Origin of the sequence: Thermogemmatispora aurantia (genome assembly GCF_008974285.1) — a bacterium.
Classification (GTDB): Bacteria; Chloroflexota; Ktedonobacteria; order Ktedonobacterales; family Ktedonobacteraceae; genus Thermogemmatispora; species Thermogemmatispora aurantia.
The window spans coordinates 454,891-480,645 of the sequence record NZ_BKZV01000001.1 but is presented as its reverse complement, the minus strand read 5'-3'; the positions used below and the strand labels follow the sequence as shown (position 1 = coordinate 480,645).

Annotated in this window: 21 protein-coding genes; 5 read left to right on the top strand and 16 right to left on the bottom strand. The window is 60.1% G+C overall.

The window, feature by feature from the left end:
• Positions 1 to 59: 59 nt before the first annotated feature.
• From KTAU_RS01830 to rpiA, 8 genes are all read right to left on the bottom strand, one after another.
• Positions 60 to 533: an SRPBCC family protein gene (locus KTAU_RS01830; protein WP_151726766.1), complete on the bottom strand. Its 474-nt coding sequence runs from the start codon at positions 531 to 533 to the stop codon at positions 60 to 62.
• Positions 530 to 1,453 carry an NAD(P)/FAD-dependent oxidoreductase gene (locus KTAU_RS01825; RefSeq protein ID WP_170292989.1) on the bottom strand — a complete coding sequence of 308 codons (924 nt, stop codon included), beginning with the start codon at positions 1,451 to 1,453 and terminating at the stop codon, positions 530 to 532. Before KTAU_RS01825 ends, KTAU_RS01830 begins: the two co-directional genes overlap by 4 nt.
• A gap of 78 nt (positions 1,454 to 1,531) precedes the next feature.
• Complete coding sequence (locus KTAU_RS01820) at positions 1,532 to 2,986, bottom strand: NAD(P)/FAD-dependent oxidoreductase (protein ID WP_151726764.1); 1,455 nt, start codon at positions 2,984 to 2,986, stop codon at positions 1,532 to 1,534.
• 422 nt (positions 2,987 to 3,408) lie between these two features.
• Entirely contained in the window at positions 3,409 to 4,248 is an 840-nt protein-coding gene (locus KTAU_RS01815; RefSeq protein WP_170292988.1) for an energy-coupling factor transporter transmembrane component T family protein, read from the bottom strand.
• Positions 4,249 to 4,270: 22 nt separating this feature from the next.
• On the bottom strand, positions 4,271 to 5,155 hold the full coding sequence (locus tag KTAU_RS01810) for an ATP-binding cassette domain-containing protein (protein WP_151726762.1): 885 nt from the start codon (positions 5,153 to 5,155) through the stop codon (positions 4,271 to 4,273).
• Entirely contained in the window at positions 5,140 to 5,979 is an 840-nt protein-coding gene (locus tag KTAU_RS01805) for an ATP-binding cassette domain-containing protein (protein WP_112428067.1), read from the bottom strand. Before KTAU_RS01805 ends, KTAU_RS01810 begins: the two co-directional genes overlap by 16 nt.
• A 20-nt stretch (positions 5,980 to 5,999) precedes the next feature.
• A complete protein-coding gene (locus KTAU_RS01800) occupies positions 6,000 to 6,620 on the bottom strand; it encodes an ECF transporter S component (protein ID WP_151726761.1) in 621 nt (206 codons plus the stop codon).
• Between the two features lie 265 nt (positions 6,621 to 6,885).
• Positions 6,886 to 7,644, bottom strand: a complete 759-nt coding sequence (rpiA, locus tag KTAU_RS01795; RefSeq protein WP_151726760.1) for a ribose-5-phosphate isomerase RpiA — start codon at positions 7,642 to 7,644, stop codon at positions 6,886 to 6,888.
• Between the two features lie 631 nt (positions 7,645 to 8,275).
• On the opposite strand from rpiA, the gene KTAU_RS01790 reads away from it, so the two are divergent.
• Positions 8,276 to 10,306 (top strand): response regulator, encoded by a 2,031-nt coding sequence (locus KTAU_RS01790; protein WP_170292987.1) that lies wholly within the window; start codon positions 8,276 to 8,278, stop codon positions 10,304 to 10,306.
• Between the two features lie 346 nt (positions 10,307 to 10,652).
• Here the strand turns inward: KTAU_RS01790 and KTAU_RS01785 are convergent, their stop codons facing one another.
• From KTAU_RS01785 to KTAU_RS01760, 6 genes are all read right to left on the bottom strand, one after another.
• A complete protein-coding gene (locus KTAU_RS01785) occupies positions 10,653 to 11,675 on the bottom strand; it encodes a PspA/IM30 family protein (protein WP_151726758.1) in 1,023 nt (340 codons plus the stop codon).
• Positions 11,676 to 11,914: 239 nt separating this feature from the next.
• The gene (locus KTAU_RS01780) at positions 11,915 to 13,477 is read right to left on the bottom strand and encodes a flotillin family protein (protein ID WP_151726757.1); all 1,563 of its coding nucleotides are present in this window, start codon (positions 13,475 to 13,477) and stop codon (positions 11,915 to 11,917) included.
• A 39-nt stretch (positions 13,478 to 13,516) separates the two neighbouring features.
• Complete coding sequence (locus KTAU_RS01775; protein WP_151726756.1) at positions 13,517 to 14,389, bottom strand: hypothetical protein; 873 nt, start codon at positions 14,387 to 14,389, stop codon at positions 13,517 to 13,519.
• 214 nt (positions 14,390 to 14,603) lie between these two features.
• The gene (locus tag KTAU_RS01770; protein WP_151726755.1) at positions 14,604 to 15,011 is read right to left on the bottom strand and encodes a helix-turn-helix domain-containing protein; all 408 of its coding nucleotides are present in this window, start codon (positions 15,009 to 15,011) and stop codon (positions 14,604 to 14,606) included.
• Positions 15,012 to 15,286: 275 nt separating this feature from the next.
• Complete coding sequence (locus tag KTAU_RS01765; protein WP_228026341.1) at positions 15,287 to 15,934, bottom strand: LysE family translocator; 648 nt, start codon at positions 15,932 to 15,934, stop codon at positions 15,287 to 15,289.
• Positions 15,935 to 16,018: 84 nt separating this feature from the next.
• Positions 16,019 to 16,720 (bottom strand): dienelactone hydrolase family protein, encoded by a 702-nt coding sequence (locus tag KTAU_RS01760; protein ID WP_151726753.1) that lies wholly within the window; start codon positions 16,718 to 16,720, stop codon positions 16,019 to 16,021.
• A gap of 357 nt (positions 16,721 to 17,077) precedes the next feature.
• On the opposite strand from KTAU_RS01760, the gene KTAU_RS01755 reads away from it, so the two are divergent.
• Together KTAU_RS01755 and KTAU_RS01750 are read left to right on the top strand one after the other, a co-directional pair.
• On the top strand, positions 17,078 to 19,042 hold the full coding sequence (locus tag KTAU_RS01755) for a HEAT repeat domain-containing protein (protein ID WP_151726752.1): 1,965 nt from the start codon (positions 17,078 to 17,080) through the stop codon (positions 19,040 to 19,042).
• A gap of 222 nt (positions 19,043 to 19,264) precedes the next feature.
• The gene (locus KTAU_RS01750; RefSeq protein ID WP_151726751.1) at positions 19,265 to 20,746 is read left to right on the top strand and encodes a serine/threonine-protein kinase; all 1,482 of its coding nucleotides are present in this window, start codon (positions 19,265 to 19,267) and stop codon (positions 20,744 to 20,746) included.
• Between the two features lie 184 nt (positions 20,747 to 20,930).
• On the opposite strand, the gene KTAU_RS01745 is transcribed toward KTAU_RS01750, so the two are convergent.
• Entirely contained in the window at positions 20,931 to 22,697 is a 1,767-nt protein-coding gene (locus KTAU_RS01745) for a CocE/NonD family hydrolase (protein ID WP_151726750.1), read from the bottom strand.
• Between the two features lie 262 nt (positions 22,698 to 22,959).
• Between KTAU_RS01745 and KTAU_RS01740 the strand changes: the two genes are divergently transcribed.
• Both KTAU_RS01740 and KTAU_RS01735 read left to right on the top strand, forming a co-directional pair.
• A complete protein-coding gene (locus tag KTAU_RS01740) occupies positions 22,960 to 23,745 on the top strand; it encodes an IclR family transcriptional regulator (RefSeq protein WP_151726749.1) in 786 nt (261 codons plus the stop codon).
• A gap of 432 nt (positions 23,746 to 24,177) precedes the next feature.
• Positions 24,178 to 24,873: an FHA domain-containing protein gene (locus KTAU_RS01735; RefSeq protein ID WP_170292986.1), complete on the top strand. Its 696-nt coding sequence runs from the start codon at positions 24,178 to 24,180 to the stop codon at positions 24,871 to 24,873.
• Here the strand turns inward: KTAU_RS01735 and KTAU_RS01730 are convergent.
• Complete coding sequence (locus KTAU_RS01730; RefSeq protein ID WP_170292985.1) at positions 24,845 to 25,681, bottom strand: hypothetical protein; 837 nt, start codon at positions 25,679 to 25,681, stop codon at positions 24,845 to 24,847. The two genes, KTAU_RS01735 and KTAU_RS01730, sit on opposite strands and share 29 nt — an antisense overlap.
• Between the last annotated feature and the right edge of the window lie 74 nt (positions 25,682 to 25,755).

Below are 25,755 nucleotides of genomic sequence, written 5' to 3'. Positions count from 1 at the left end.
TGGTAGACCTGGGCCAACCCGGCCTGGTGGCGGGCAGACCAGGCGAGCAAGAGCCGACTCTAGCGTTGACCAGGTTCCTGGGCCTGGGCTGAGAAGAGCTGAGCAACATTGGCGGCGAACTGTGACGCCAGCCGATTCGCCGTTGCCCGGATGATGGCCTCGCCCAGGCTTGCCAGACGTCCCAGCATCGAAAGCTCGATTGTGTAACGTACCTCCGTTCCTCCCGTCAGAGGGGTGGGGATCAGGTCAACCACCAAGTGGGCGCGGAAAGCCCCGGCCATTGCCAGCGGCTCGCCGACCATCTCGGCGACCAGATGGTCCGGCTCACGCGCCTCCAGCAAGGTACCGTGGGCGCGGGCGCGGATGGTCATGAATTGAATCTTGACCGCCAGCAGCGCCTCATAGTGAGTGTCATCCACACGTTGCGCCTGCTCGCAGCCTGGGACGACCCGACAGAGCTGGGTTGGGTCCATAAAGAGCTGCCAGACCTCTTCTCTGGGCGCGCTGACGTTGACCGCTCCGTTGAGCTTCATGATACACCTCCTGGCAGCAGGGCTGCCACCTCTTTCCCCATGCGCACGGAATCCTCATGGTCTAACCCCGGTCTGACCACCGTGCCGATGGCATAGATGCCCGCAATATTCGTGCGGTAGTGGGCATCGACGGCGATGGCTCCAGCAGCGGTCAATGCGACGCCGCTGCCCTTCAGCCAGTGTGTGCCGGCCAGCAGGCCAGTGGCGTAGATCAAGGTATCGACCTCGACCTCTACCGACTGCTGATCACAGAGCAAACGCACGGCGGTGAGGCGCGGAAAGCCGCAGATCTCCTCTAAGGTCCCGCAGAGCCTGACAGAGCGGCCATTGCCACTGGCGGGAGCAGCCGTGATTACCTCCAGGCCAGCCTCAGCCAGACGCCTGGCCGTGGCCAGAGCGTAGCGCGAATCGCCGTAGACCAGGGCGCGCCGCCCGGGCAGATAGCCCTGAGCCAGCAGCTGCAGAGCCAGTACGGGAGTCATGACTCCCGCCGGGCGCGTCCCTGGAATAGCATCATGCTCGCGGGGACGCTCCACTCCGCCGCAGGCGATTACCACCTGGCGAGCGCGCAGCTGCGTCGTGCCCTGGCGCTGACGGACGACCAGCGTATGGGTCGGCTCTGCATCGTTGGCAGGCAGCAGTCCCACTGCCGTCGTTTGCAGGAGCAACCTCACTCCTGCGGGAAGCTGGAAATCCCGCAGCAGCTCCCACTCTGTTCCAAAGCCGTCGGCTGGCAACAGATAGCGCAACAACCCGCCCACCTGCTCCTGATAATCGAGCACCACCGTGCGCCCGAGAGCCGTGCCCCCGCTATGCAGCAGGCTCAAGGCACTCAGGCCGGCTCCAACGATGGCCACATCATAATCTCCCTCATGCAGGTCTTCCATCAGAGGCATGTCCTCCAAGGTATATGCCGACATCTGCACCTTCCTCATCTGCTTCCTTTGCTTCTGCATTTACCAGCACTCCCAGCGATTGGTAGGCCAGAGAGTGCTGACCTACTGTCCTCGCTTGGACCGCTCACAGCGGTGAGCGGGGACGCTGCCAAGGTGCGTCAGGCGCTCGACTAGCAAGCGCGAGCCGGGGGCATGCTTCTCCAGAGACAAAGGATCGCGCCCCAGCTCCTGCTGGAACAGTGCGATCAGACGAGGGAGGCAGAGATTGCCCTGGCACTCGCCCAACATCGCGCCCGTCCGTCGCTTCAGGCCATCCAGAGTCTGCGGAGGGAGGGTTGAGCGCAGGGCGGCCAGAATCTCGCCGCGAGTAATCGAGCGGCAGAGGCAGACCACCTCGCCATCTTCATGGGCGGCTTCACTCAGTGGCTCCGGTAGCGCCTCACGGTAGCTGGTACGCAGACGCAGCCCCAACGTTTCCCCGACCAGCGTTCCAACGTAGTGCCCGATGGCCGGCGAAGCCGACAGACCAGTGGAGCGAATACCAGCCACATGAAGCAGACGCTCGCTGACGGTTGAAGGGCGAATGATGTAGTCGCCGGTACTGCTCACGGCGCGCAGGCCGGCGAACTGACGCACGGTGGAGACCGTGGTCATAGCTGGCACCAGCCTTCCCACACCCTCGCGGATGCGCTGCTGTCCCGCCGTGGTTGTCGCCAGGTCTCTCTTATCGCTGACGTCCTCTGCTGTCGGCCCAAGCAGGACGCCACCGAAAACGATCGGTGTCACCAAAATACCCTTGGAGACCTCGCTCGGTACCGGCAGAATGATCTGTGCAACGCCGTGGTCCTCCTCGGTGATCAGAAACTCACCTTTGCGTGGTGTGAGTTTGAAGGAATGATCACCTGCCAGGCGCGCAACCTCGTCGGCCCATAGTCCAGCAGCATTGACAACGAGGGCAGCCGAAAAGGTCCTGCCGTTTTCCGTGTGCACCCGAAGCCGCCGTGGCCCCACCTCAATGGCGTTCACGCGCTCGCCCAAAAAGAGCTGGGCCCCATTAAGGAGAGCATGCTCGCAATAGGCGCGTGTCGTCCAAAAAGGATCGATGACCCCTTCACCTTCGACCAAGACACCGCCAACGATGCGCTCGTTGACGTAAGGGGCCGCCTCCAGAATCTCCGCCCGGCTCAACGGCTGCAACGTGATCCCGTTGGCCGCTGCTTTGGGCACAATTTCCCTGGCAATGGTAGCCTGTTCCTGCTCATTGAGAGCTACCATCAGCGCCCCCGTCTGCAGATAGGGAATGTGAAGGCGCGCGATGACCTCCGGCCACAGTTGGCGTGCCTCGGCCAGCAAGCGCGCCTCCAGAGTGCCTGGCCTGGCATCGAAGCCAGTGTGCACAATAGCGCTATTGGCCTTGCTGGTACCTTCACAGACGTCAGGGTACTGCTCCAGCAAAGCAATGCTGGCATCGTAACGCGCAAGCTCGCGCAGGATCGCGCAGCCAACCACACCCCCACCAATCACAAGGATATCAACGTCAAGATCTATGCTGGTCATCTCCATATACCTGCCTGATTACCTTCCTCGCTGACGCAGTCCGCCCGGCCTCGCTGAGCACACGCCATCACAACGACAACCAGCGCAGGCCATAAGCCCTCCTTCTCCCCTTCCTCCCGGCTTTCATCCAGGTTAGTGTGATAGTTTATGATATAATTTTACGGATTAGGCGATAGTTTGTCAACATTTTCCCTCGTCATATTGACACGAAGCTGTCAGGCTGAGGACAAACAAGGCCAAAGTTGGGGAGCAGGGCACTGGAAGAAAGGTGAGGCTGAGAACGAGAGGTATTATAGATGAGACCGCTGGCTCAGGTCAGGCCAGGGAGCGATCGCGGCGACCGGGTTGAGAACATCCTCAAAGGAAGCCTGGCATGGGGCAGCGGCGCTGGCATACTAGCCACGCGGCTCTGCCGGCGCCGCCTAGAAAGGGCTGACAAAATTGAGTGCCACCAACAGCCCGCAGAGCAACAGACAGCAGGCCAGCGCCAGACTATCGGCGCCAGCCCACTGCAAAGCATGCAGTTTACTGCGACGCCAGCCGCGGTAGCCGGCGCGATAGCAACGAGCCTCCATAGCCGTGCTTAACATCTCCACGCGCTGCAGCCCGCTCATAAAGAGCGGCACAATGATCCCACTCAGCGCCCGAATACGCTGCCAGGGGTTGCCGCGTCCGAAGCGTACCCCGCGCGTCGCCTGGGCGATACTCAAGCGTTCCACCTCAGTAATGAGGAGGGGCACAAACTTCAGAGCAATCACAAAGACCATCACCAGCTCGTGAACCGGCAGTCCGAGGCGACGGAGGGGACGCAGCAAAGCCTCTGCTCCATCGGCCAGATCGACCAACGAGGTAGTCAGCATCAGGAGTGAAGTCAAATAGTACAGGAAAATCACTCGCAGATCGACCTGCGTACTGTGCATGAGGCCCTCCCAGGAGATCGTCAACACTCCCCAGTGCCAGATCACGCTCGTCGCCTGCGTGCTCGACGTATAGAACAGGACCTGAAAGGCATAGAGTATCACTAGAAAGCTGATGAACATGCGCATACCCTGCAGCACATAGCGCAGAGGCAGACGAGAGAGCCACTGAAGAAAAAGACAGAAAAATAAACAGAGAGCTAGCGCAGCGAACTGGCTAATATAGGTAAAAGCAGCGACAGCGAGAGCAAAACAGAGAATCTTGGCCCGCGGATCAAGGCGTGTTAGCCGTGAGCCATTATCGACGTATTGACCGAAGGAGATATGGCGGGAGATCTCGATCATGGTAACCACCTGCTGGCGAGTATCAAGGAGAGGAGAGCTGAGTTTCCTGGCTGGCGGCATGAGGAAGAAAGCGCACCAGCTCCTCTTCAAGCTCATCTAGGGTCAGCACATCGCAACGAAGAGCGGGCCAGAGCGAGCGCAAGCCCAGAGCGATTTGCGTAATCTCGGGCAAGGTAATATCGAGCGCGAGCAGCTCCTCGGCGTGAGCCAGGACCGTACGAGGGCTACCGCTCAAGACCACACGTCCCTCATGGAGGACAATCACCTGATCGGCCAGCATAGCCACATCGGCCAGGCTGCTCGATGTGAGCACAATCGTCAGCTGGTGCTCCGTCTTCAGGCGCTGGAGCAAGGCCAGTAACTCCTGCCGGCCCTGGGGATCGAGGCCCGCCGTTGGCTCATCGAAGAGGATGGCCTCGGGTTCCAGGGCCAGCACGCCGGCGATCGCCACACGACGCTTCTGTCCGCCGCTCAAGGAAGCAGTATAGCGCGTACGGAACTCCTCGTAGGGGAGTCCCACCGCCTCCAGCGATTCCTGGACCAGGTGCCGCGACTGTGCCGGTGCCAGCTTTTTCCGACGAGGCCCGAAGGAGACATCCTTGCCAACCGTCTCCTCAAAGAGCTGGGCCTCGGGCGACTGAAAGACAATACCGACGCGCAAGCGTAGAGCCTCAAGGTCGAAGGGGGCCTGGTGGATATCCTGACCGCGAAAGAGCACCGAGCCGCGGCTCGGTCGGAACAGGCCCAAGAGCGTCAGCAGCAGCGTCGACTTACCGGCCTGTGTTGGTCCCACAATAGCGGTGATCTTGCCCTCGGGGATCGTCAGGCTACAGCCCTTGAGGGCCTCGACCGCAAACGGTGTCCCGCGCATGCGGGTGTAGTAGACATCCTTTACTTCAAAGAGCATAAAGCCGCCTTTAGATCATCCAGAGTCAGAATCACCTCTGGGAGCTGCGACCATCCCCTGGCGCGCAAACGTTGGCCGAGCTGCGTAATCAGCGGCAGGCCCAGACCAGCGCGCTCCAGCTCCTCCCGGTGGCGCAGGACGCTGGCCGGCGTCCCGTCCAGCAGCACGCGTCCCCGGTTCATGACAATCACACGATCAAAATCGGCAAGCTCGTACATGTGATGCGTAATATGGAGCACACTGATGCCTCGCTCCCGTGCCAGGCGACGCACCGTCTCAAGCAGCTGCTCGGCGGTGTGTCCGGGAATCATCGTCGTTGGCTCGTCCAGGATCAGGTAGCGGGGGCGCATAGCCAGGACACCGGCCACCGCCAGACGTTGCTTTTGGCCCTGAGAGAGATCGCTCACTGCATGTCTGGCGTATGGTCGCAGATCAAGCAAATCCAGCATCTCTTCAACGCGCTCCTCAATTTCGAAGCGCGGCAGGCCCAGGTTTTCCGGTCCAAAGGCGATCTCATCGATCACCGTATTGGTGACCAGCTGGTCGTCGGGGTTCTGGAAAACCAGGCCCACGGACTGGCGGATCTGCCAGAGACTCTCGCCGCCGGCGTCCGTGCGCAGGCCATCGACGATCACGCTCCCCCGCTGTGGCAGCACGATAGCCGCCAGCAGGCGGGCCAGGGTACTTTTGCCCGAGCCATTGTGACCGATGAGGGCGATAGTTTCGCCCTCATCGATCCGCAGCGTAACCTCTTCCAGGGCTGGAGCTATGCCCTCTTCAGCCTCGCCACTATAGCGGAACGTAACGTTATTCACCTCGATCATAGCTCAGCGCGTCTGGCTCCTTAGTAAGGCAGGGTATCGCGTGGCTTGGTCTCGCGTGCGCGCGCCAGCCGGCCTCGCACCGCCTCGTAGGAGCGCACGATCAGAGTAATCACGATGGCGGCCGCGATCGCCTCCACCACGGCCTGGGGAATAATCAGCACGATGAAGCCCCAAGGCAAATAGCCGCGTAGGAAACCAAGGCCAAGCACAAAGACCGTATTGGTGGCAGAGCCGATGGCGCCCGCCAGGGCCGAGGCCGCAGTGCGATTCGTGCGCTGCAGGGCAGCAAAGGCCAACCACGATGTCAGGCCGATCAGAATGCGTGGCAGGAAAGCGATCAGCGGGTCCTTGAACAGAGGGCTGCCGGCTCGCAGGAAGCTGGTCAGGCCGAAAAAGAAACCCGTGATCATACCGACCAGCGGGCCTTCAAGGACAGAACCGACGATGACCGGCAGATGCTCCGTCGTGGCGGCTCCCGCCGGCGTTGGCAGAGGAATATAGCCAACGAAAGGAATGTAGGCCATTAAGATGGTCAGACCGGCCAGCACACCGGCAGTGGCGATGCGTCTCGTCGAGAGTGACCAGGGAGATTCCTTCGGAGGTGTGAATTTGCCCTGCGGGCTAAACGTATCATTGCTCAACGCTGGCACTCCTTTGGTCCAGAAGCACTAGCTAGCTCGTTGCGGCTGCACATTGCCTCATCTGCCAGCGCCGGCGGATAGGAGAGTACCCAGGGAAGAGAGGGCCGAAGCCAGCACTGGCCAGGACGCAGCAATGAATCCATCCGCGATGCAACAAGAAGAAATAGCCGGACTACAAAAAAACCTCCTCTCCTCTTGCGAGAAAGAAGTCGAAGGAGGTTTTTAAATATCTTAAAAAGATTATAATGACAAAGCAAGTGAGCTGTCAAGGAATAGCAGGGCCTGTCGTGCTGCTGCTATCGGCCTCGGAGCGGCGAGCCAGGTGGGTGATGCCTGCTGGACCGGCGATCAGGGCCTCGGTGGTCATATGCAGAAACAGACCCGTTTCGACCACGCCCACGATGCGTCGAAGCCGGTTCTCCAGCTCGCCCGGATCAGCGATACCATCAGGGAAGTAACAATCCAGTATAAGATTGCCATTGTCTGTATAGAAAGGCTGGCCATCGCGCTGACGCAAACGGGCCTCAGCTCCCAGGGCCTCAAGGCGACGTCTGACAGGAGTCAAAGCGAAGGGTACGGTTTCGATAGGCAGGGGGACATGGAGGCCGAGCAGAGGCACTTGCTTGGTGACATCGGCGATCACAACGAAGCGGCGCGAAGCTGAGGCTACCACCTTTTCGCGGAGCAAAGCTCCACCGCCGCCCTTAATGAGATGGAGGTGAGGATCGATTTCGTCGGTACCATCGATATCGAGGTCCAGCTCGGGGTAATGATCAAGGTCTGTGAGGGGAATGCCTACTGCGCGCGCCACGGCTTCGGTCCGTTCTGAGGTAGGAACTGCCCCGACGATCCGCAAGCCTTCCTGCTGGAGCCGGCGCCCCAGAGCGCGGATCATCCACTCGGCGGTAGAGCCGCTACCCAGGCCGATCACCATGCCTGGTTCGATCAGAGCAGCGGCAGCTTCGCCTACCGCCCGCTTCCAGGCTTCTTTTTCTTGCAGTTGTACGCTGTCGCTTTCCTTCATGCTCTTTTGTCCTCGCTGGTTGCTCACCTGAGTTGAGAGAGAGAAGCCGGAAGCAAGGAAATAGGAGCTTCTCTCTTCATCTATAGCATATCCCAAAGGGTGGACCTCCTGCACACCCGTATCGGGTACAGCCGTGCGTAGACCCTATCCCCTGATGCTCGCTTCTGGCAAGCGGAGCGAGCATCAGCCAGTCAAGCTGCCTGTGACCAGGTATGGCTAGAAAGGGGGAGAATGTCAACGGCTTCCTCTCTCTTCAAGGGAGTGCGAGAGTAACCTCTCTTGGGGAGAATCTTTTCAAAACTGGCCCCTTTCCAGTACTATGTACCTAAGAGCAGCAGCCGTAGCCATCTCTTTTCTGCCTGCTTTCCAGCCCAGCCTACTACCAATGAAGGGTAAGAGTCAACTTCTGCAGTGCTTGATTGAGGTGGAAAGGCTTGTCCGCTTGCCATCCCAGCACTAGCGTGGTATCATCGTGCCATAGCGAGAGAAGGGAACGAGCGCTGTGTGGTAGGGAGGATCAGCCGCATGAGGTGCCGAAAGCAGGCGCAGCACGAGGATACCGAAAGTGAGCTGTGCGCCTGCTTCTCAAGAATGTGATCAGAGATAGTCAACCCTCACGAGGATGCTGAAAATGTCGGAGCAGTCGCGCGTTCTGGTAGTCACTGATGATGCAGAAGAGGGTCGGGCCATGCTCACGGCCCTGCGCGCTGATGGGTATCTGGTTCAGGGAGTAAGCGGAACTGCCGAGGCTCTTCGCGTGCTCTGGCGCGAGATGCATCATCTGGTGATTGCTGAGCTGAAGCTGGCCAGCGCCGATGATTTTGAACTGGTGCGCTGGTTGCGCCTCTACTATCCACGCACTGCGGTGCTCTTATTGACTCCGCCCGAGGCAGGTGAGGAACGAACACAGGCCCTAGAGCGCGGCGTGGCCGCCCTCGTTGATAAGCCCCTCAATCTGGAGCGGCTGAGAATGGAGGTGCGGCGCCTGCTCACCCAGCCGGGTTTTTCTGCCAGCCTGGACTCGTTCGATCTGCTCGATGTCATTCAAATTGTAACGATGAGCCGCAAGAAGATCGCCCTCGTTGTCAGCACAGACCAGGGCGAGCGCGGCCTGTTACGCTTCCAGAATGGGGAGCTGGTGTGGGCTGAGTATGGAGTGCTGCGTGGTGAGGAGGCTTTTTTTGCGCTGGCTGCGCACCGCAATGGAACTGTCTCCTATCAGTCCTGGGAGGGCGAGATTGCTCCGAATGTGGCTCAACCGCTCTCGCGTCTGATTCTGCAGGCGCTGCAGTATCGAGCAAAGCAGAGCGGTGAGCTAAGTAGTGCTGCTCTGCCAGCATTTGGGTCACAGACGAATAGCGAGAAACAGGAGCAGAGGTCGCTATCGCTCGAAGAGATTAATGATACGCCCTTTGGCCTGCTGGGAGAGGAAGTGCAGGTCTCAGCAACTCGGGAGGAGATGGGGCCGAACCGCAGCGGTCCCACCTGGGAAGGGGAGGACGGAGGTCGCGAGTGGTGGATGGCGACAGGCTATATGCCCAGGCTGGGGAGCAGTGAGCAGCGACGAGAGGCAGACCTCCCTCAGAGCAGTGAAAGCAGAGCACTACCGGTGACCGGTCATCTGGCTGCTACCTCTGCCTCGGCCTCTGGCGCCAGCGTCGGGAGCACTGGGAAGATGCCCACACCCAACCGCTTGCAACGCCTGCCCGCCTCTGATTCCGTAGAACTGCCTTCATGGTTAACAGAGCAGCCGACGCATGCCGAACTACCGCCAGTCATACCTGCCTCCCGGGCCCCTTTGACCACCGGGCAGTTACCAGTCTTACCGACCCAAAGACAGGGGGTGGCCTTTGGCGAAGGGCGCTCTCCCGCGCCTGCTCCTCAAGGTCCTGCCAGTCCTGAGCAGCCCCTGCATCGCCCTCTCTCGACTGATACAGGCATTCGACTGCGGCGCATTGGGGGCAGTGATGGTCAGCCTTCACTAGCCCACTCCAATCCAGCGAGCGCCGTTCCCAGTAGCGGACCACTGCAGAGCCTCAAGTCGCTTGGGCGAGGGAGTGGTCCCCTTTCGCTCTCGCCTTCTTCCGCTCCTCGAGCGCATCAGGAGAGTCCCGCTTTGCCCGACACAGGTGCTCTGACTGGCCCGCGCCCGGCAGTGGGTCCTGCCGCATCAACCACAGGCAGTATACCGAGCGCTGGCTTCGGACCGCACAGTGGACCCTTGCCAGTCAGCTCGACTAGCCAGACTGGTCCGGCCAGCGGCCAGAGCGGTCCCTTGCCGCGAGCGGTCCGACGGAACATTGGTGCCATTGTGGCGGCATTGCAGACGCTGGGCTATGCGATTCCTGGTTTTGTGGCCACGGCAGTCCTGAGCATGGAAGGTCAGCCGATTGCTCAGGTTTCGGTCGATGATCTTGACCTCTCGCCGGTGGGTGGCCATCTCAAAGCAACCATCCAGGGCATTCTCCGCTCGCTGGAGCTAGGTGGCTGGGGTCCCTACGAAGATCTCGTGGTGACAAGCTCAAACCATCGTTTGCTCCTGCGGCTCATCGAAGGAGGCAGCGCCGCCTTTCATGTGCTGGTCACCACGCGCGAGGCCGATCTGAAAGAAAGCATGGAAGTGATGGCCAATGTTGAGGGAGCGATTGCCGCTGCGCTATAATCCAAAAGAGCGAAGCCGTGCGTGTCACGACCATGTCTACTGGTAAGAGTCCGACTGGAGAGAAGTACAGCGATGAGTGAAAGCCAGGGCAAATCTCAAAAAACTGAAGAGCAGCGCCGGAGAGATCAATACTCCTTCATCATTGGCATGATTATCGGCATGGTTATCCTCATAGCCTTTACTCTGCTCTTTAGTCACTAGTCATTCGTTGGGCTGCTCTGGGCCGATTCGGGCCGGGCAAGGCGGTGAAAGCAGCGCTCGCTCCACGCTGGGCAGATTGGGCGCTCTTGCGGACCCGAGTAGCCCCGCGTGGCCAGTGACGGAGGCTACCAGAGGCTGAGCATTTTCATTCGGACGGATCGTCCTGGTGGCGATGGCCTGACTGCAGCGTCTCCAGCAGGAGAGGAAGATCTGTGAGCCTTGTCCTATCCAGGGCCTCGGTTGTGCGCGTCGGAGCTTTGTCTGCGGCTTTGCGCGAACCCAGGCGTGTCCTCCCAGAGACAGAGGGGGCTTCCTTCTTTCCTTCCTCCTCATGTTCACTCGCAAGGTCGCCAGTATGATTACGAGCCTGTAGCTCACGAAGCTCCTTTTCGATGGCTGCCAGTCCACTATTCTCACGTAGCATCTGAGGCGGCTGTCGTGAGGAGAGGGAAGACGCAAGGGCCTCGGTGATCGGCGTCTGCTGCGGCTCCGGCGTTCCTTCTGGAGCGGGAGGATGAGAAGATGATGCAGTCTGCTCCCGCGGGGCTTTTGCTGGCCAACGCCGGGGCTGCTCACCGGGAACCTGCTGCTGGCGCTGTTCCCGACGGCGGTCGATCTCCCGCTGAAGTCGTTGTTGCTCCTCGAGGAGGCGCTGCTGGAGCTGCTCCCGCTGGTGATCGAGGTCTCGCTGGCGCCGTTGCTTTTCGTTGAGAACGTGCTGCTGGATACGCTCCTGACGCTGCTTCATTTCTAGTAGATCGCTGGCGGCCTCCAATTCGCGCAATCGCGATTCGAGCTGCTGGAGGGCATCGCGCATAGTGCGAGCAAGTTGCTCCTGAGTTTGACGCTGTTGCTCATAGCGGAGAGCGAGGCGATTGACCTCATTGTACTGCAAGAGGGCGGAGCGAGCCGCCTCTTCGTTCCCCTGCCGGAGAGCCTGCTCAGCCTTCTTGAGCCAGGCTGCGGCCTCCTCTTGTTTCTCGCGCGCCCGGCGCTGGAGCTGGTGTGCGGTGGCGATAGCTGTTGCCACCTGAGTTTTCACCTGTACCAGTTGATTGCGCATATCAAGCTGCAACTGGTGAAGAGACGACTGAGGATCAGGAGCTTTTTCAATGAAAGTATCGATATTGATACGCAGCAGCGTAAGGACACGTTCCAACAGGTTCATTGCACATCCCTTTCCAAAGAAGCGTAGCGGACCTACCGTCAGCGGTTGCAATAGCAGGCCAGGGAAAGCGTCACAGGAAGGGCCCGAGGCTTCTCTTCCCGACGCCTTCCCTCCAGCGAGGAGAGCGAGCACTGTTCTAGGAACGAGAACCAGAGAGCAACTCGCCAACCTCGCTTAGCCTGAAGGAACAGACGTTGCAGCACACGAACATGGGTGGTGATGCGTCGAAAGCTCTCACTTCACGCCTGATGATTACTGACTCCAGAGCGATCAACGCCGGCATCCGCCTCACTGGCTCGCTCATCGCTGCTGGCAACCTGTTGATCAGTCTGGCCTTTGAGCGTAGGAACGCGTGCCATCAGCTCATTGATGCGTACACCGCTCAGCAGCTCAAAGAGAGCCGGAATCTGAGCCGCCATATTCATGATATCACCTGTGAGGCGGCTGGCGCCCACACCGTTAGCACTGTTACCGGTTGAGACAATCGTCACCTTATCGACCTTGCTGAGCGGCTCAGCGATTGCGCGTACGATCTCCGGCATATTGGTCAGCAGCTTATCCAACACAGCGGCCTGGTTGTACTCGTGGTAAGCAGCGGCCTTTACCTTCATGGCCTCGGCCTCAGCTTCACCCTTAGCGCGGATGACCTCGGCTTCCGCCAGACCCTTGGCGCGGATGACCTCGGCCTCTGCCATCCCGCGGGCCCGTGCGGCTTCTGCCTCGCCCATCCCACGCATGCGCGCCGCGTCAGCCTGACCTTGGGCTTCGAGGATCAGGCGCTGCCGCTCGGCCTCTGCCACTGTCTCGATACGGCGCCGCTCGGCCTCTGCTGCCTTTTGAACGGTCGCCTGTAACTCCAACTCGCGGCGCTGGATTTCGGCCTCCTGCACACGGATCTGCGCGTGCTTCTCGACCTCGGTGACCTTGATAGCCTCCTCAACGACCTGCTGCTGCATGATGTTCGCCTGAATATCGTAAGCCTTATCGGCAGCCGCCTGCTGCTTCTTGACCTCGGCATCGAAGGCTGCCTTCTTGAGCAGCAGATCGCGCTGGTACTCTGCCTGCTTGGCCTGGGACTCGGCCTCGGCCTTCGCGCGCTCCTGATCGGCAAGCGAGCGAGCAATAGCCGCTTCACGCGCCGCCTGCGCCTGCTGGATCTGCGTATCGCGGGCGGCCAGGGCGGCGGCAATGTCAGCCTGCTTGCGGATCTCCGCGATCTGTGGGCGCCCCATATTGGCGATGTAGTCATTCTTGTCGCGCACGTCCTTGATGGTAAAGGAGATGACCTCCAGGCCCATCTTCTCCATGTCGGCGCTGACCGTCTTGAGCATCTTGGCGCTCACGCTCTCTGGGTCCTTAACCAGATCCTCGACCGTCAGCTGGCCCACAATGCCGCGTAGGTGTCCTTCCATCACCAGGCGGATTAGATTCTCGCGCTCCTGTTGGCTCTTGCTCAGGAACTGCTCCGCCGCCGTCTTAATGCTTTCCTTGTCGGAGCGTACCTTGATCTGGGTAACCGCCTCGACATTGACAGCCACGCCCTGGGACGTATATAGATCCTGAGCTGGTGCTACATCGAATGACATCAATTCAAGAGGAAACTCCTGAGCGCGGCTGATCAGCGGGAAGACGAACTTTGCGCCGCCGGTAACCACATCGGTGCCGCCGGCGCCGTAGATGATCAAAGCCCGGTTTGGCCCGACCTTGCGTAGCATGCTGGCCCAGAGGGCGATAGCGATGATGACCAGTACCACAAGTAGCAAGACGCCGCCGACAACCGGCCCGAGAACGCCTTCGAACATGACAGACACTCCTTTTACAAGGGTAGCTTTTCCTGCGTGTCAGAGGAGATCTTTGCCAGTAAGCAACTCGGAGCGATCATTTCCGTCCTGATCCTGAAGGAGCGTGCGCAACTGCTCCAACTCTGCCCCAGTTGGCGTACGCAGCGGCTGCTGTCCCGGCTCGCCTTCGAAGAACCGTTCCCAGGTTTCCACCTCGGCGATGCCGTGTTCGTAGTGGAGAATGATCACCTCCTGTCCGCGTTCGATAGGCTGACCATCGACGCTACGGGCTGGTACGCTCTTACGCAAGCCGCCGGGCGAGACATAGATGACCTCGCCAATGCTATTCTGGTGGATTGGCAAGCTGACCTTGCCGATCAGGCCTGTGCGGTCCGAGACATCCTGAATGGTCTCGGCCTCGCTATCTCCGAAGATGCGGAACAGCAGCGCCAGCACCAGCCCGGCCAGTAGCAAGCCTGTGATGAGGGCCAGAAGTAGCGAGAAGAGAACATCGAGATGGGTAGCGTTATGGAAAACATAGCCGAAGAAACCGAATCCGAGGAGGAAGAAAATCACGCTCCAGGGATTGACAAAAGTGAGCAGGTGGGAGAACCACAAAGCGGATGTTCCCTGCGAGGGCAGACCGCTCTGGCTGGCGTGCCCGGCGTGAGTAGAAGCGGGAGTCTGGCTACCGTGGCTCCCCTCGGACACCACATGGGCGTGAGGAGCTGCCGAGCCTGGATGGATGTGGGGCAGATGCACATGTTGGGCAAGGCCATGCGGACCGGTCGATGCGTGGGAAGCAAGGCCGCCAGCATGGTGGGCCAGGCCGTGCCCCAGACCCCCAAGCAGCGCCGAAATGACCAAGAAAAAGGTCCCAAACAGGAAACAACCAATAAAGACGAGCGAAAGCGGATCAGTGGCAATGACCATAACCCGGCTCCTTTGCTGCTGCTGGTGCGCCTCTGCTCCCGGCTCGCACGAGAGCATCGTCGCACGCTCTTCCTTCAGATCCACTGTGTATAGACGCTTCACCTTTGAAGGTGTACAACGCCATGACCCTTTTCCTGTAGTGCTGTTCCCCCAAAGAGGAAGGGGCGGGCCCAACCTTGCGAGGGAGCTGATCCTCTGGCCGGTCCAACTGCAACTACGAGGTCACTTCCCGCTCTGTGGAACCCGTGCCGGGCGCCGTCAGGGTGCGCACGAGCTGCTCTAGCTCAGCCAGGGGCAAGACCAGCAGCTCGCTGAGCAGCGCCAGATAGCGACGCGGGTCCGTTGTGCGCGCCAGGGCAGAGAAAAAACCGGCTACCTCTGGCTCTGTCTGCCACTCTTCTGCGCTGGCCTCCAGCCAGGTAGAGAGGCGATCGCTCTCTTCGGCCACGTCGGTCAACAGATCGGTGCTGAAGTCGGGTGGGTCGCTCACCAGATAGCCTGGATGCACCTTGAAGAAGCGCGCCAGCAGATCGCGGGTGAAGGCTGTCAGGTGGACCCGCTTCCCGCTCTCCAATTGCGAGAGGTAGGCCTGGCTGATGGTCTCACCGAGTTCCTTCTCCATAGCAGCGACGACTTCTGTCTGCGTCATAGGCCGATTGAGGCCGCGTAGCTCTCCTTCCACCTTCCGTAAATGCCTGAGCTTCTCAGCGAGATCCATAGTGCCTCACATAGCTATTTGCTAAGTCACCTTTTCTACTATAGCGATCTGCTATCAACATGTCAAGAAAGAAAGAAAAGAAAGCGCCCAAAACCAGCTTATCGTCTTGGGCCAGCCTGCCTCGCTCGGCCATCGTCGATGAGCGACGGCCAGGCTCTCTGACTGCCTGGTACCTGGTCCTAGAGCAAACTCCTCAAACCCTCAGCGAAGAGCCAGAGACCGAGCGCTATCAGCAGCAAGGCGCTCAAGAAAAGCACCGAGTGATAGAGTGGTCCCTGGAGCCAGTGCCGGCTCCGATTGACAGCAAAAGCGATAACGAGCTTGGTGCCAACCAGGAACGCGTAGAAGCCGAGCAACAGCAAGATGGGACCGCTGGTCCCCTGTTCCTCATAGTTACGGATCAGTAGCTGGGCCCCCACTGTGCCCCAGAAGAGATAGGGATGGGGGTTCAAGGCGTTGGTCACAACGGCGCGCCAGAGGACGGTGCTGCTGGCAGCGCTAGCGGGGATAGGGGACGAGAGGGTCTGTGAGGGAGCAGCGCCATGAGCGTAGCGGTAGGCAGTCAAAGCCGTCTCGCAGCCCAGGTAGAGCACAAAAAGGCCCCCGGCCACCGCCAGCCAGCCGAGGGAGCTGGCCGGCAACTGGCTGATCAGCAGGACGGCAAGCGCGATAATAGGCAGATCGGTGATGAGCGGAGCCAGCGCCACAAGGTTGCCTGCGCGCCAACCACGCTGCAGCGTCTGCGTGATCACCAGGCCAAGCATCGGACCCGGGCTGATACCGGCGGTGAAGCCGTAGGAGATGCCCAAGAAGAGAGCGGTGAACATCGGTGGCACACTAGCTCGCACCTCGTTCCCCGTCCGGGTGGCCTCCTGTCCGCTGGCCGGTTCGGGGAACAGCGGCCAGCCTGCTTACAGGCTGAGCTTCTCTTTGAGGAAACGCACGGCCAGCGGCCAGGCCTCGGCAGCGGCCTTCTCGTTGCCCATGCCATGCATTGGGTTCAGGAAGGCATGGCCAGCATCATAGACCTTGACTGTGATGTCCTTGCCTGCCTCCTTGTAGACCTGTTCAACCTTCTCGACCTGCTCCATTGGGATGCTGTCGTCGTAGCGGCCATAGATCGCCAGAATGGGTGCAGTCACATGAGCCACATTCTCGGGCTGGGGATCATAGCCGCCGGCGTAGAAGGGTACAGCCGCAGCCAGATCGCCGTAGCGTTCAGCCACCTTATAGGTCAGCAAGCCGCCGACGCAGAAGCCAATGAGGCCAAGCTTTTTCGGTTCCACCGAGGGCATGGCCTTCAGGGTCTCCAAAGCTCCGATGATCTCCTTGGTGGCGCGATCCATCTTCTCGTGGATCATTGTCATCATCATCTTGAGCGCATCATTTGGCTCTGTAGCAATTTTGCCGTGATAGAGATCGGGCACAGCCACAATAAAACCCTCGGTGGCCAGCTTCTGCGCCAGGTCTTGAATGTGGGGCTCAATGCCCCACCATTCCTGAATCATCACAACACCGGGGTGCTTCTGGTCATCGTCCGGCTGGGCCAGGAAGGCGTAGGCGCCGTTGCCATTGACTTTGAGATCTACCAGCGAGGTACGTATGACTGCCATTGCTCCGACTCCTTAAGTAAGAAAATAGTGCAGTGCGTTTCTGGCCTGCGGTCGCCTCTGCGGTATGCGTTGCATGCAGGGGTTACCCCTATAATTATATACTAGACTGACCGGCCTGGCGCTGGCAGTGCCTGACAAAGTGGACTGTCCTGGATAGTCTGAGGCGTCAGGAGAGGTCTGTCATTATGGAGAAGGCTGGCCGTTACAATCTTGACTGGAGAAAGCGGAAGCGCATACAATAGCGAAGAGTCTGGCTGACCGCTGGTGCCGCCGGCAGGAGGCCGTATGGCCCCAGTCGATCCGCGTTAGGACACTGAAGTGAAATATTGAAATCACGCGTGAGGATACTGCAAGAGAATGACAGACGTCTATCATGATCAGCCAGAGCCAGCAACGTCGGCGTCGGGGCAGGAGGCCCAAGCGACGCCAGTCTCGGATGAGGGGACGCTCAGTGTGGAGATGAAGCCACAGGCAGCGTCGGCGGCGCAGGAAGGGGGCCAGGCTCTTACAGCCGAGGAAGAAGTGGCGTCGTCGGCGGGGGGAGCAGAGGCCGCGGAGCAGCTTGGCAATAGTGGGTCGGCGGCGACAGTGACTGCTCTGGAAGGGAGAAGAAAGCCGCTGGAGTATGCTGCCACCCTGGAGCATCTGCTTGTGCGTCAGCCGCAGCCTCCTCTGGATGCCGAATCGCTGGCGGTCAGGGAGCGCTTGAGCCGACTCCGTACCGATGTCATGACCCTGCTCACCGATCTGCGCTGGGGGGCGCTCAGTGTAGAGGAGGCAGCCAGGCGCCTGGTGCCTCTGCTCGACTTCAGCCCGCTCCCCCAGTGGGCGCCGGTGGTCACTGCTCATCTATATGAAATAGACCGCGCCGGTAGCCTGATACCGGTCTGGCAGGCGCTGATCGCGCGTGGCGATCCCGGCGACCAAGAGCTGGAACAAAGGCCACTTCAAGCCAGTAGTCCGGCGGAGACGCCTCTGGGGAAGGCCCGCCGCCTGGCTGTGCTGATGCTCGGCAGCTATAAAGATGCGGAGCTGACAGCCCTCCTCGGACGTCTGGCTCTTGATCCGCATCTTTCGCTTTATGCCGCGCAGGCCCTGCTGCGACAGAATACTCTCTTGGCGCGTCAAACGCTCATGCGAGCGGTAAAGGAGGCCGAGGGCTGGGCGCGTATAGACCTCATCGAGGCCTGTCTGAAGTTAAAGCAGCCGGGCTTCTTTGACCTCTTGCTGGCCCTGGGTCTGGAGGGTATTCCGGGACTCGAAGCCTATGTGGCTCCCTCGCTCTATCGGGCCATTCCTTTAGAGGCCTATCTTGATCCGCCTCCAGAGGCGACGCTGTCTTCCAGGCTTATCCAGCACGCCGCTCTGGTCTGTTACTATGTCTGTCTTGAAAGCATTCGGAGCGCCAGTGTTCAGTCTGAGCAGCCGCCCCTGGTCTTTGAACGCGAGCTACAGCCGTTAGTGCAGGCTCTTTTTGCCAGCGCACGTCGCTATGGAGGCTGGCCGCAGGTCGTGGCGCTGCACCAGTTTGCTCTACTTCTTGGGCGCTACTGGAGTGGTATCGTGCGCGGCCTCATTCGCGAACCGCGGATTATCCAGCCCGTTACGAGCTGCCTTCCTCTGATGCCTGAGATCGAGCGTTGGATGAATGGACCGGCACGCGATATTTTGCTGGCGGCCCTCCACGACTGGAATGAGCAGGCCTGGTCGCCAGTTGTGAGGACGCTGCTAGATCTGCGCGAGCTACGATTGTGTGCGCCTCTGCTGGCTGCCTTGGAAAGAGCCAACCGTCTGGAGAGCGCTGAAGAGGCACAGCGCTTGGGCCTGGCCTGTGAAGCTCTGGCCGCTCTTGGAGAAAGGCGGGCACTAGATGTATTTCGTCGCCTCCTCACAGAAGTTGTTGTTCTCTCGGAGCGCACTGCCCTGGCCCAGCGCGCTGATCCCCTGCCGCCTGAAAATGAGCGTGTGCCAGGCAGTATCCTCGCCGTAGCCGTGCTGCGCTCTCTGGCTCTGCTTGAAGCTCGTGAGTGCCTCGATCTTGCAGTGCAGGCCTGCCGTGACTTCGATCCGGTTGTGCGCGAGGCCGCTTTCATGGCCCTTATGAGACTGGACAGCAGCGGTGAGCAGTGGAGCAGCCGCATGGCTATGCGTGAAGCTCTGAGCGATCCGGCTCCGGCGGTGGCGGCTTTAGCCTGCCGTTTGGCTGCTCAGTATCGTGATCGCGAGTCACTACCGGCCCTGCGCTACTTACTCCAGTCGCGTCCATCTGTGCGTGAGGCTGCCGCGGCAGCGCTTGCCCAGCTGGAGCAGGCTGTGGCCTAGCAAGTCTGGGTCCGGCCCAAGGCTGGTCTGGTGGGTAGGGGAGGGGGACGAAAGTGCCCTTTCCCTCGCTCTTCTGCTGTCTTGTTTCGTAGCCCCTCTGTATACTATACAATAGGAACCAGAAAACTCTCTTTGCCCGTCAGGGAGCATTACTGTACTTCTCTCGCGGCTCCTTCCTGGCGAGCTTTCTCTCTGTTATCCAGGTAGTGAGGGTCAAACGGAATGAATATGTTGGTGGGGAAGACGCTCGGTGGATATCGTCTCTTACGGCTCCTCGAAAGCGGTGGGATGGGGGATATCTATCTTGCCCAGCATGAACGGATCGGGCGCAAGGTTGCTATTAAGGTCATCTGTAGCGATCTCCGCTCTGCTCCTCTCTCTCCCGAGGGTATACAGGCTGCTCGTCGCTTTATCCGCGAAGCACGTGCTGTCGCTGAGCTGGAACATGAGCATATTTTACCCCTTTATCATTTTGGTGAAGAGACACTAGAGCCGGACTCAACGGTTATTACGTATCTGGTTATGCCTTATCTTTCTGAAGGCTCGCTCTGGAAATGGCTCCAGCGACGGACGCAGCAGTACGGCTTTAGCTGGCCTATTTCGGCGGAGGAGGCTGGCTACTATCTGCTTCAGGCGGCCTCGGCCCTCCAGTGTGCCCATGATCATGGCATTGTCCACCGTGATATCAAACCGACGAATTTTTTGATCCGCGTCGATCGCGGCCCGCTCAGTCCTACGGTGGATGCCGAGCGGGCAGCTCTGCTGAATCGCATTTTTCCGCATGGCCGGCCTCATCTCTTGCTGGCTGACTTTGGTCTAGCGACCTTTTATCGTCAGGGCCGTTCGTTTCATCGCTCTGTCGGGACGCCGCTCTATATGGCGCCAGAGCAGTTTGATGATCCCGCCCAGGCTGATGCGGTGGCTGTTGGTCCACCTGCCGACCAGTACGCGCTGGCGGTCATGATCTATCAACTTGTCACAGGACGGGCGGTTTTTGAGGGGACTGCCAGCCAGCTTCTGCATCATCACCATCATACTCCTCCGACGCCTCCCAGCGTCTATAATTCATCCTTGCCGAGAGAGCTGGATGAGATCTTTCTACGGGCATTAGCCAAGAAGCCCGAGCAGCGCTTTCCAACGATTCTGGCCTTTGCCCAGGCGTACGACGCTGTGATCCAGGCCAGGTTGCAGGAGGGCGCCCAGTTGCGTCAGCAGCGTAGCGAGGTGCGAGCGCTGGCGGTGGCGGCCAATCATGCCGCTTGTCTGGCCTTGCCCGGGCCGGTCGAAGAGCGGCTAGTGACGCCGAGGCGCACGCCACAGCCAGAGGAGGCGCCGCTCAAGGCAGCGGCCCAGCTCAGGAGGGCGCAGGAGGAGCGGGAAAGGCGCCAGCGACAGAGGCAGACCCCGGCTCCCGCCGCGGTGAAGCAGGCGGGGCAGGAGGTAGCTGCGGAAGAGAGCGAGCCAGCTCCTGCCCCGGGGCCGCTGAGCGAGAGCGAGCGCGGTCTGGAGGTCAGGGCCAAAGCTGTCACCCGTCCACCTCAGTCGGAGCCGTTCTTACTCACAAGCCGCTTGCTTGTGCTGACGTTAACGCTCCTGGCCATGGTGGTTCTGCTCGGCGGCCTCCTGCTTTTTTTGCTGCTGCTAGCCGGCCATCTCGGCATCTTCTCTCACACCATGCAGACTGGTGAGCGCCTCTGGTGCTGAGGGCCGTAGTGGCCTGGTTCTTGGCGGTCAGGCATGGCAGCCTGACATTAGCTCCTTGACCACAGCCACAGAAACGCTGCTGACGCGGGGTGGTCAGCCGCGCCAGGGCCAGCAAGCGCACGATCTGATCAGCGAATGTGCCGCGCACCGGCGGCCAGGGAGGCTTGACTGCCATCTGGCACAACTAGTGAGGCACAATCGGCAGAACAACATAGGAAGGGTGCTCGCGATTATGGAGAATCGTCTGCTGAGCGGGGATCATCTCGGCGCTAGCCCCCAGTGGCTGGCCGGTATTTGGGTTGCGGTCCCAGCGAGGGAAATTGCTGCTGGTGATATCCAGGCGGATACGGTGGCCTGCTTTAAAGAGATTGCTGGTCGACCACAAATCGATCACGTATTCATAGGCTTTGCCAGGCTCGATCAGCGAAGGGTCGCCACCTCGCGGCGCATGTCGGTAACGGGCCCGAATGATACCGTCGGTCAGGTTCTGGGCGTAGCCATCGGGATGGACGTCGACCAGGCGGGCCACAAAGTCGGTATCGGGAGCGCTGGAGACGGCCCACAAATGAACGCGGATAGGACCGGTGACCTCCAGGTCTGCCTGCAAGGGGGCGCTAGTATAAACCAAGACATCATGGCGGCTCTCTGTGGGTCGCTGATCAAAAGGGCCAGCGGGGTACTCGGGGGCCATCAGCAGAGCGCCTCCGCGTGTGAGCACCGGGTTGGCGGGGTCGTAGGTATACTGGTCGGCGCTCTCATCCTCTGGCGGCTTGGTCGAGAGGGTGCCGTCTCCGTGCAGGGTATTGGCGTGGCCCTGGCTATGCAGGTAGTAGCGCGTCTCGACGGCGCGGGCCAGCGGCCACTCCTGCTCGTCGCGCCAGATATTGGCTCCCATCACGAAGATCTTGATGGGGGCCTCCTGGAGGATGCCATTCTCGATGCCCTTGAGCCAATAGTCGAACCAGCGCAACTGATAGGTCATGAAATCCTGCTGCAGATTGATAAAAGCAGTGGTCGAGGCGAAACCAAAGGTCTGCTCACCAACCAGAGTCCCTTGCGAAGTATGGGCCCAGGGACCGATCAGCAGCTTGCTCTGACGGGCCTGGGGGGTAGCGCCATGCTGACGCATGGCGGTGAAATGCTCCAGCGTATCCTGCAAAAAGATGTCGTACCAGCCGCCGCCATTGAAGGCTGGCACGGTCACACGGTCGTGTTTCCCGCTGATATTCATGTATTCGGCGGCGGCGCGCTGCATCGGAAACTCCAGGGCCAGGAAGAACGCGGGTGCGATCTCCTGGGTTTTCAGCGGGCGGAACTCCTTGAGGGGCAACGACCAGTAGCCTTCCTTGCCCAAAGCATCCATCTCCTTTGCCCAGAGCGCGATGGCCCGTCCCAGGGCCTGGGGATCGTTGCGGTACCGGCGCATCAGCACGTCCATACCCATCTGCAGCTGCCAATGGGCCATTGTGCCCAGCTCCAGCGCACCGCCCCGGAAGACCACCCCATTAAAGGGGTCACTCCAGGTGAAGAGCGGAATCATCGTCTTCAGCGCTGGGGGCTGCTCGACCGCTGCCGACCACTGGGTGAAGCCGAAGTAGGAAGCGCCATACATTCCAACCTGCCCGTTGCTATAGGGCAGGCGCGACGCCCATTCAATCGTATCGAAGCCGTCGCGGGCTTCGTTGGCCATCGGCACCCAGTCGCCTTCAGAAGTAAAGCGTCCGCGTGTGTCCTGCACGATGACTACGTAGCCGCGTCTGGCGGCCTGGACAGGGTCCAGAATGGCGCTACCCAGTGGCAGATCCTTGCCGTAGGGCAGGCGTGTCAGCAGCACTGGCCACTGTCCTTCACCAGCCGGTCGGTAGATATTCGCGCGCAGCGTCGTCCCATCGCGCATGCGGGCGGGGACATCATAGTCCACGACGACTTGCTGACCCGGTTGCGTTGTCATAGATGCTGAAACTCCTTCTTGCAGATGCCTGGCCTGGCTACCTTGGTGGCCGCCTGGCCGGTCAGAGGTGACCAGGCCAGGCCAAACCGGACCTGACGAGGCCCAGCTGGGCCTGAATGATCATGGTGTATGATACAACGTCTCACGAGGAGAATGCCAGTCTTGACACTCCCTCAGCCGTCTGACTATACTGCCACTCATCAATTATGGGACACTCTATTCCGGCAGGCGAACCAGGCAGGCCGGTATAAGGGGGAGACGTATGCGGCATGGAGCGCCCCTGGATGGCGAAAAGACTGTCCAGATTGTCCATCGGATCGCCAGTGTGCTGCGCGCCTTTCATAGTCGCCGTTTGCTGGGGATTACTGACCTGGCCCAGGCGACGGGCCTGCCCAAGTCGACGACGCATCGTTTGGTGACAGCCCTGGTGAATGAGGGTTTACTGATTCAGGATGAAGATACGCATAAGTACGGTTTGAGCTTGCATGTTACCGCTCTGAGCGCGAGCGTCCTGAGTTCTCATGCAGTGCGTAAAGTGGCCCGCCCCATCCTGATGGAGTTGCGCGACCAGACGCGCGAATCGGTCCATCTGGCCGTGCTGGAAGGGATGGAAGTGGTCATTATCGATACAGAGGATTCTTATTTCTTTGTGCGCGTGGTGAACGTGCCGGGCCAGCATCTACCAGCCCATGCGGTCTCAACCGGTAAGGTTTTGCTGGCCTATCAGTGGGAGCATCGCCTCAGCGAGTTGATTGGCCGGATGAAGCTGGAGCGCTACACAGAACGAACGATCACTGATCCCCGGCGCTTCATCGAGGAGCTACGCCAGGTCCGCCTGCAGGGCTATGCCGTCTCGTGTGGTGAGCTGGAGGAAGGAGTCGATGCCGTGGCGGCGCCCATTTTTGATCATCTTGGAACAGCGGTAGCCGCTGTCTCGATCGGTGGGCCAAGTGAGCGCTTTCACCCGCGCCTCTCCGATTTTATTGGGGCGGCAGTGCACGCTGGCCAGCGCATCTCTCAAGCCCTGCGCTATGTAGGCTGGAATTAGCACAAGCGGCTAGCTGCCTGCTGCCACGAGTCACTGCCTGTCTTCGTCGCTTCTCCAGAGTAGAAACACGCGACGGGCGCTGTCTCCGGCTAGTGGATCGATCAGCCTGCGGTGTCCATAGTACTATAGTATGCTACAATCAATGCGGGAGGGAAGAGGAAAGCATACTCTACTCGCCCCAGTGCTTAGGCCGCCCCGCCGCTCACGCGGTCTCAGTCGCGGCCCAGGGCCAGGTCGCTGGTGGGACTGCCAGCTGGCCGCCCGTCTGGGAGGGCCTTGGCGAGACCAGGAGCGGCGCCTCTGCCCGCTTGCCTGTGAGTCTAACCTGCGAGAACGGGGCGAGAACAGAGAACTGGATGCTGGTCCATGCGGAATGTGTTTTGGTTGATGCGTACTCGGGAACACAGACGCCTCAGCGAGGAGTGCCGCCAGATGTTGCGAGAGTCTTCAGAGCAGCCAGGGGTCGCCTATTTGGTAATTCATCGCGAGCCGTTGCCAAACAAGCGTGTTGAGCTGTGGAATGAGTGTACAACTATAGGCCGCAGCCGTGACTGCGATATTTTCCTGGAGGATGTCAGCGTCCATCGCCGGCAGGCGAGCATTCTGTATACGCCTCAAGGTTACCTGCTGCGTGATGATCATGGAAGTGGCGATAGCTTTGTGAATGGGCGGCCCGTCAAGCAGGCTCTGCTGCGCGATGGGGACGAGCTACGCTTCGGCAATACTCGTCTAACTTTTTATGCCCATGAGGGCACGCGTCCTTTCCAGCTGGCCTCTTCGCGGGGGAAGGAGCTGCATCTGACCAGGCAGCCCGATCCCGCAACCAGTGTGATTGCTCGCCTGGAGCTGGGCAATGTCAGGGGAGTCCCGCGCACCTTCGAGCTATTGCCCGAGATGACCATTGGCCGTAGTCGCGATTGCGATCTCTTTCTGGAGGATCTGACGGTCAGTCGTCTGCATGCCACAATTCGTCAGTTGCCGGATGGACGCTACGAGCTGGAAGATCGTCGTTCTGCCACCGGCACTTTTGTCAATGGCCAGCGCGTCTCGCGCTGTATCCTCAGGGAAGGGGATGTGATCCAGATCGGCAATCACCGCATCATTTTTCGCCTGGTGCCCCCTTCCTGAGCACGGCTGCAACAGCTCGCAAGTGCTCCTCATAGGGGTCTGACGCGCCCGCGCCCGCGCCCGGGACTGCAGGCGCCTCGTAGGCGTGAGTCTCCTGGATAAAGCGCAGGACCTCTGGAGGCACATCGCGGGCATGGGCGGTCGGGTTCTGGCGCACGCGCGTCGAGGAGATGTCTCGATAGGCTGGATCGAAGGGCAGGGCCTGGACCGCCTCGGCAAACTGGCGATTCTCGGGCCGCGCCAGCAGCGCACGTAGCTCCTCTTCGCCATTGCTCCCACGCGGAGCTACCAGCAGATGCGCCAGGCGAAAAAGCTGACGCAACGCCACATCGCGATCGCTATAGTAGCGCGGATCAAAAATTTGCACAATCTTGTCAAAGCCAACCAGAAAGGTAAGACGGCTGACCTTGGGAAAACTGTGCTGTACTGCCTCCGCCTGCTCAACGTAGAGACCACGGTTAAACAGCAGCAAGCCCACGCCGGGAAGCTCGTGCTGCAGAATTTGCTGCAGTAATACCAGGCGATCAAGCAAGGTTGGGCGCTCGACATGTTCTTTGTCAACGATCTGCTTGCTCATAGCAGCATAGACCATAACATCACCTCCTCCCTGCTCTTGTGCCTTGTGCAGCAAAGAGAGATGCGCGGTGGTCGGAGGATTGAAGGATGAGGGAAAGACAATGATATGGCCCCGTGGCTCTGGCGAAGGGGGCACGACGATTGCTTTCGGCGGTTCGTGCGGATCGAGCTGATCTAGCAAGGCCTGGAGAGCGCGATACTGCTCCTGTAGCTCAACTGGTATCTGTTCCATGTGCTGCTCGCTCCTCGTCAACATCTGCTTGACGCTGCTGGGGTAGGGAGGCCGGCAGCCAGGCTATGGCTGCT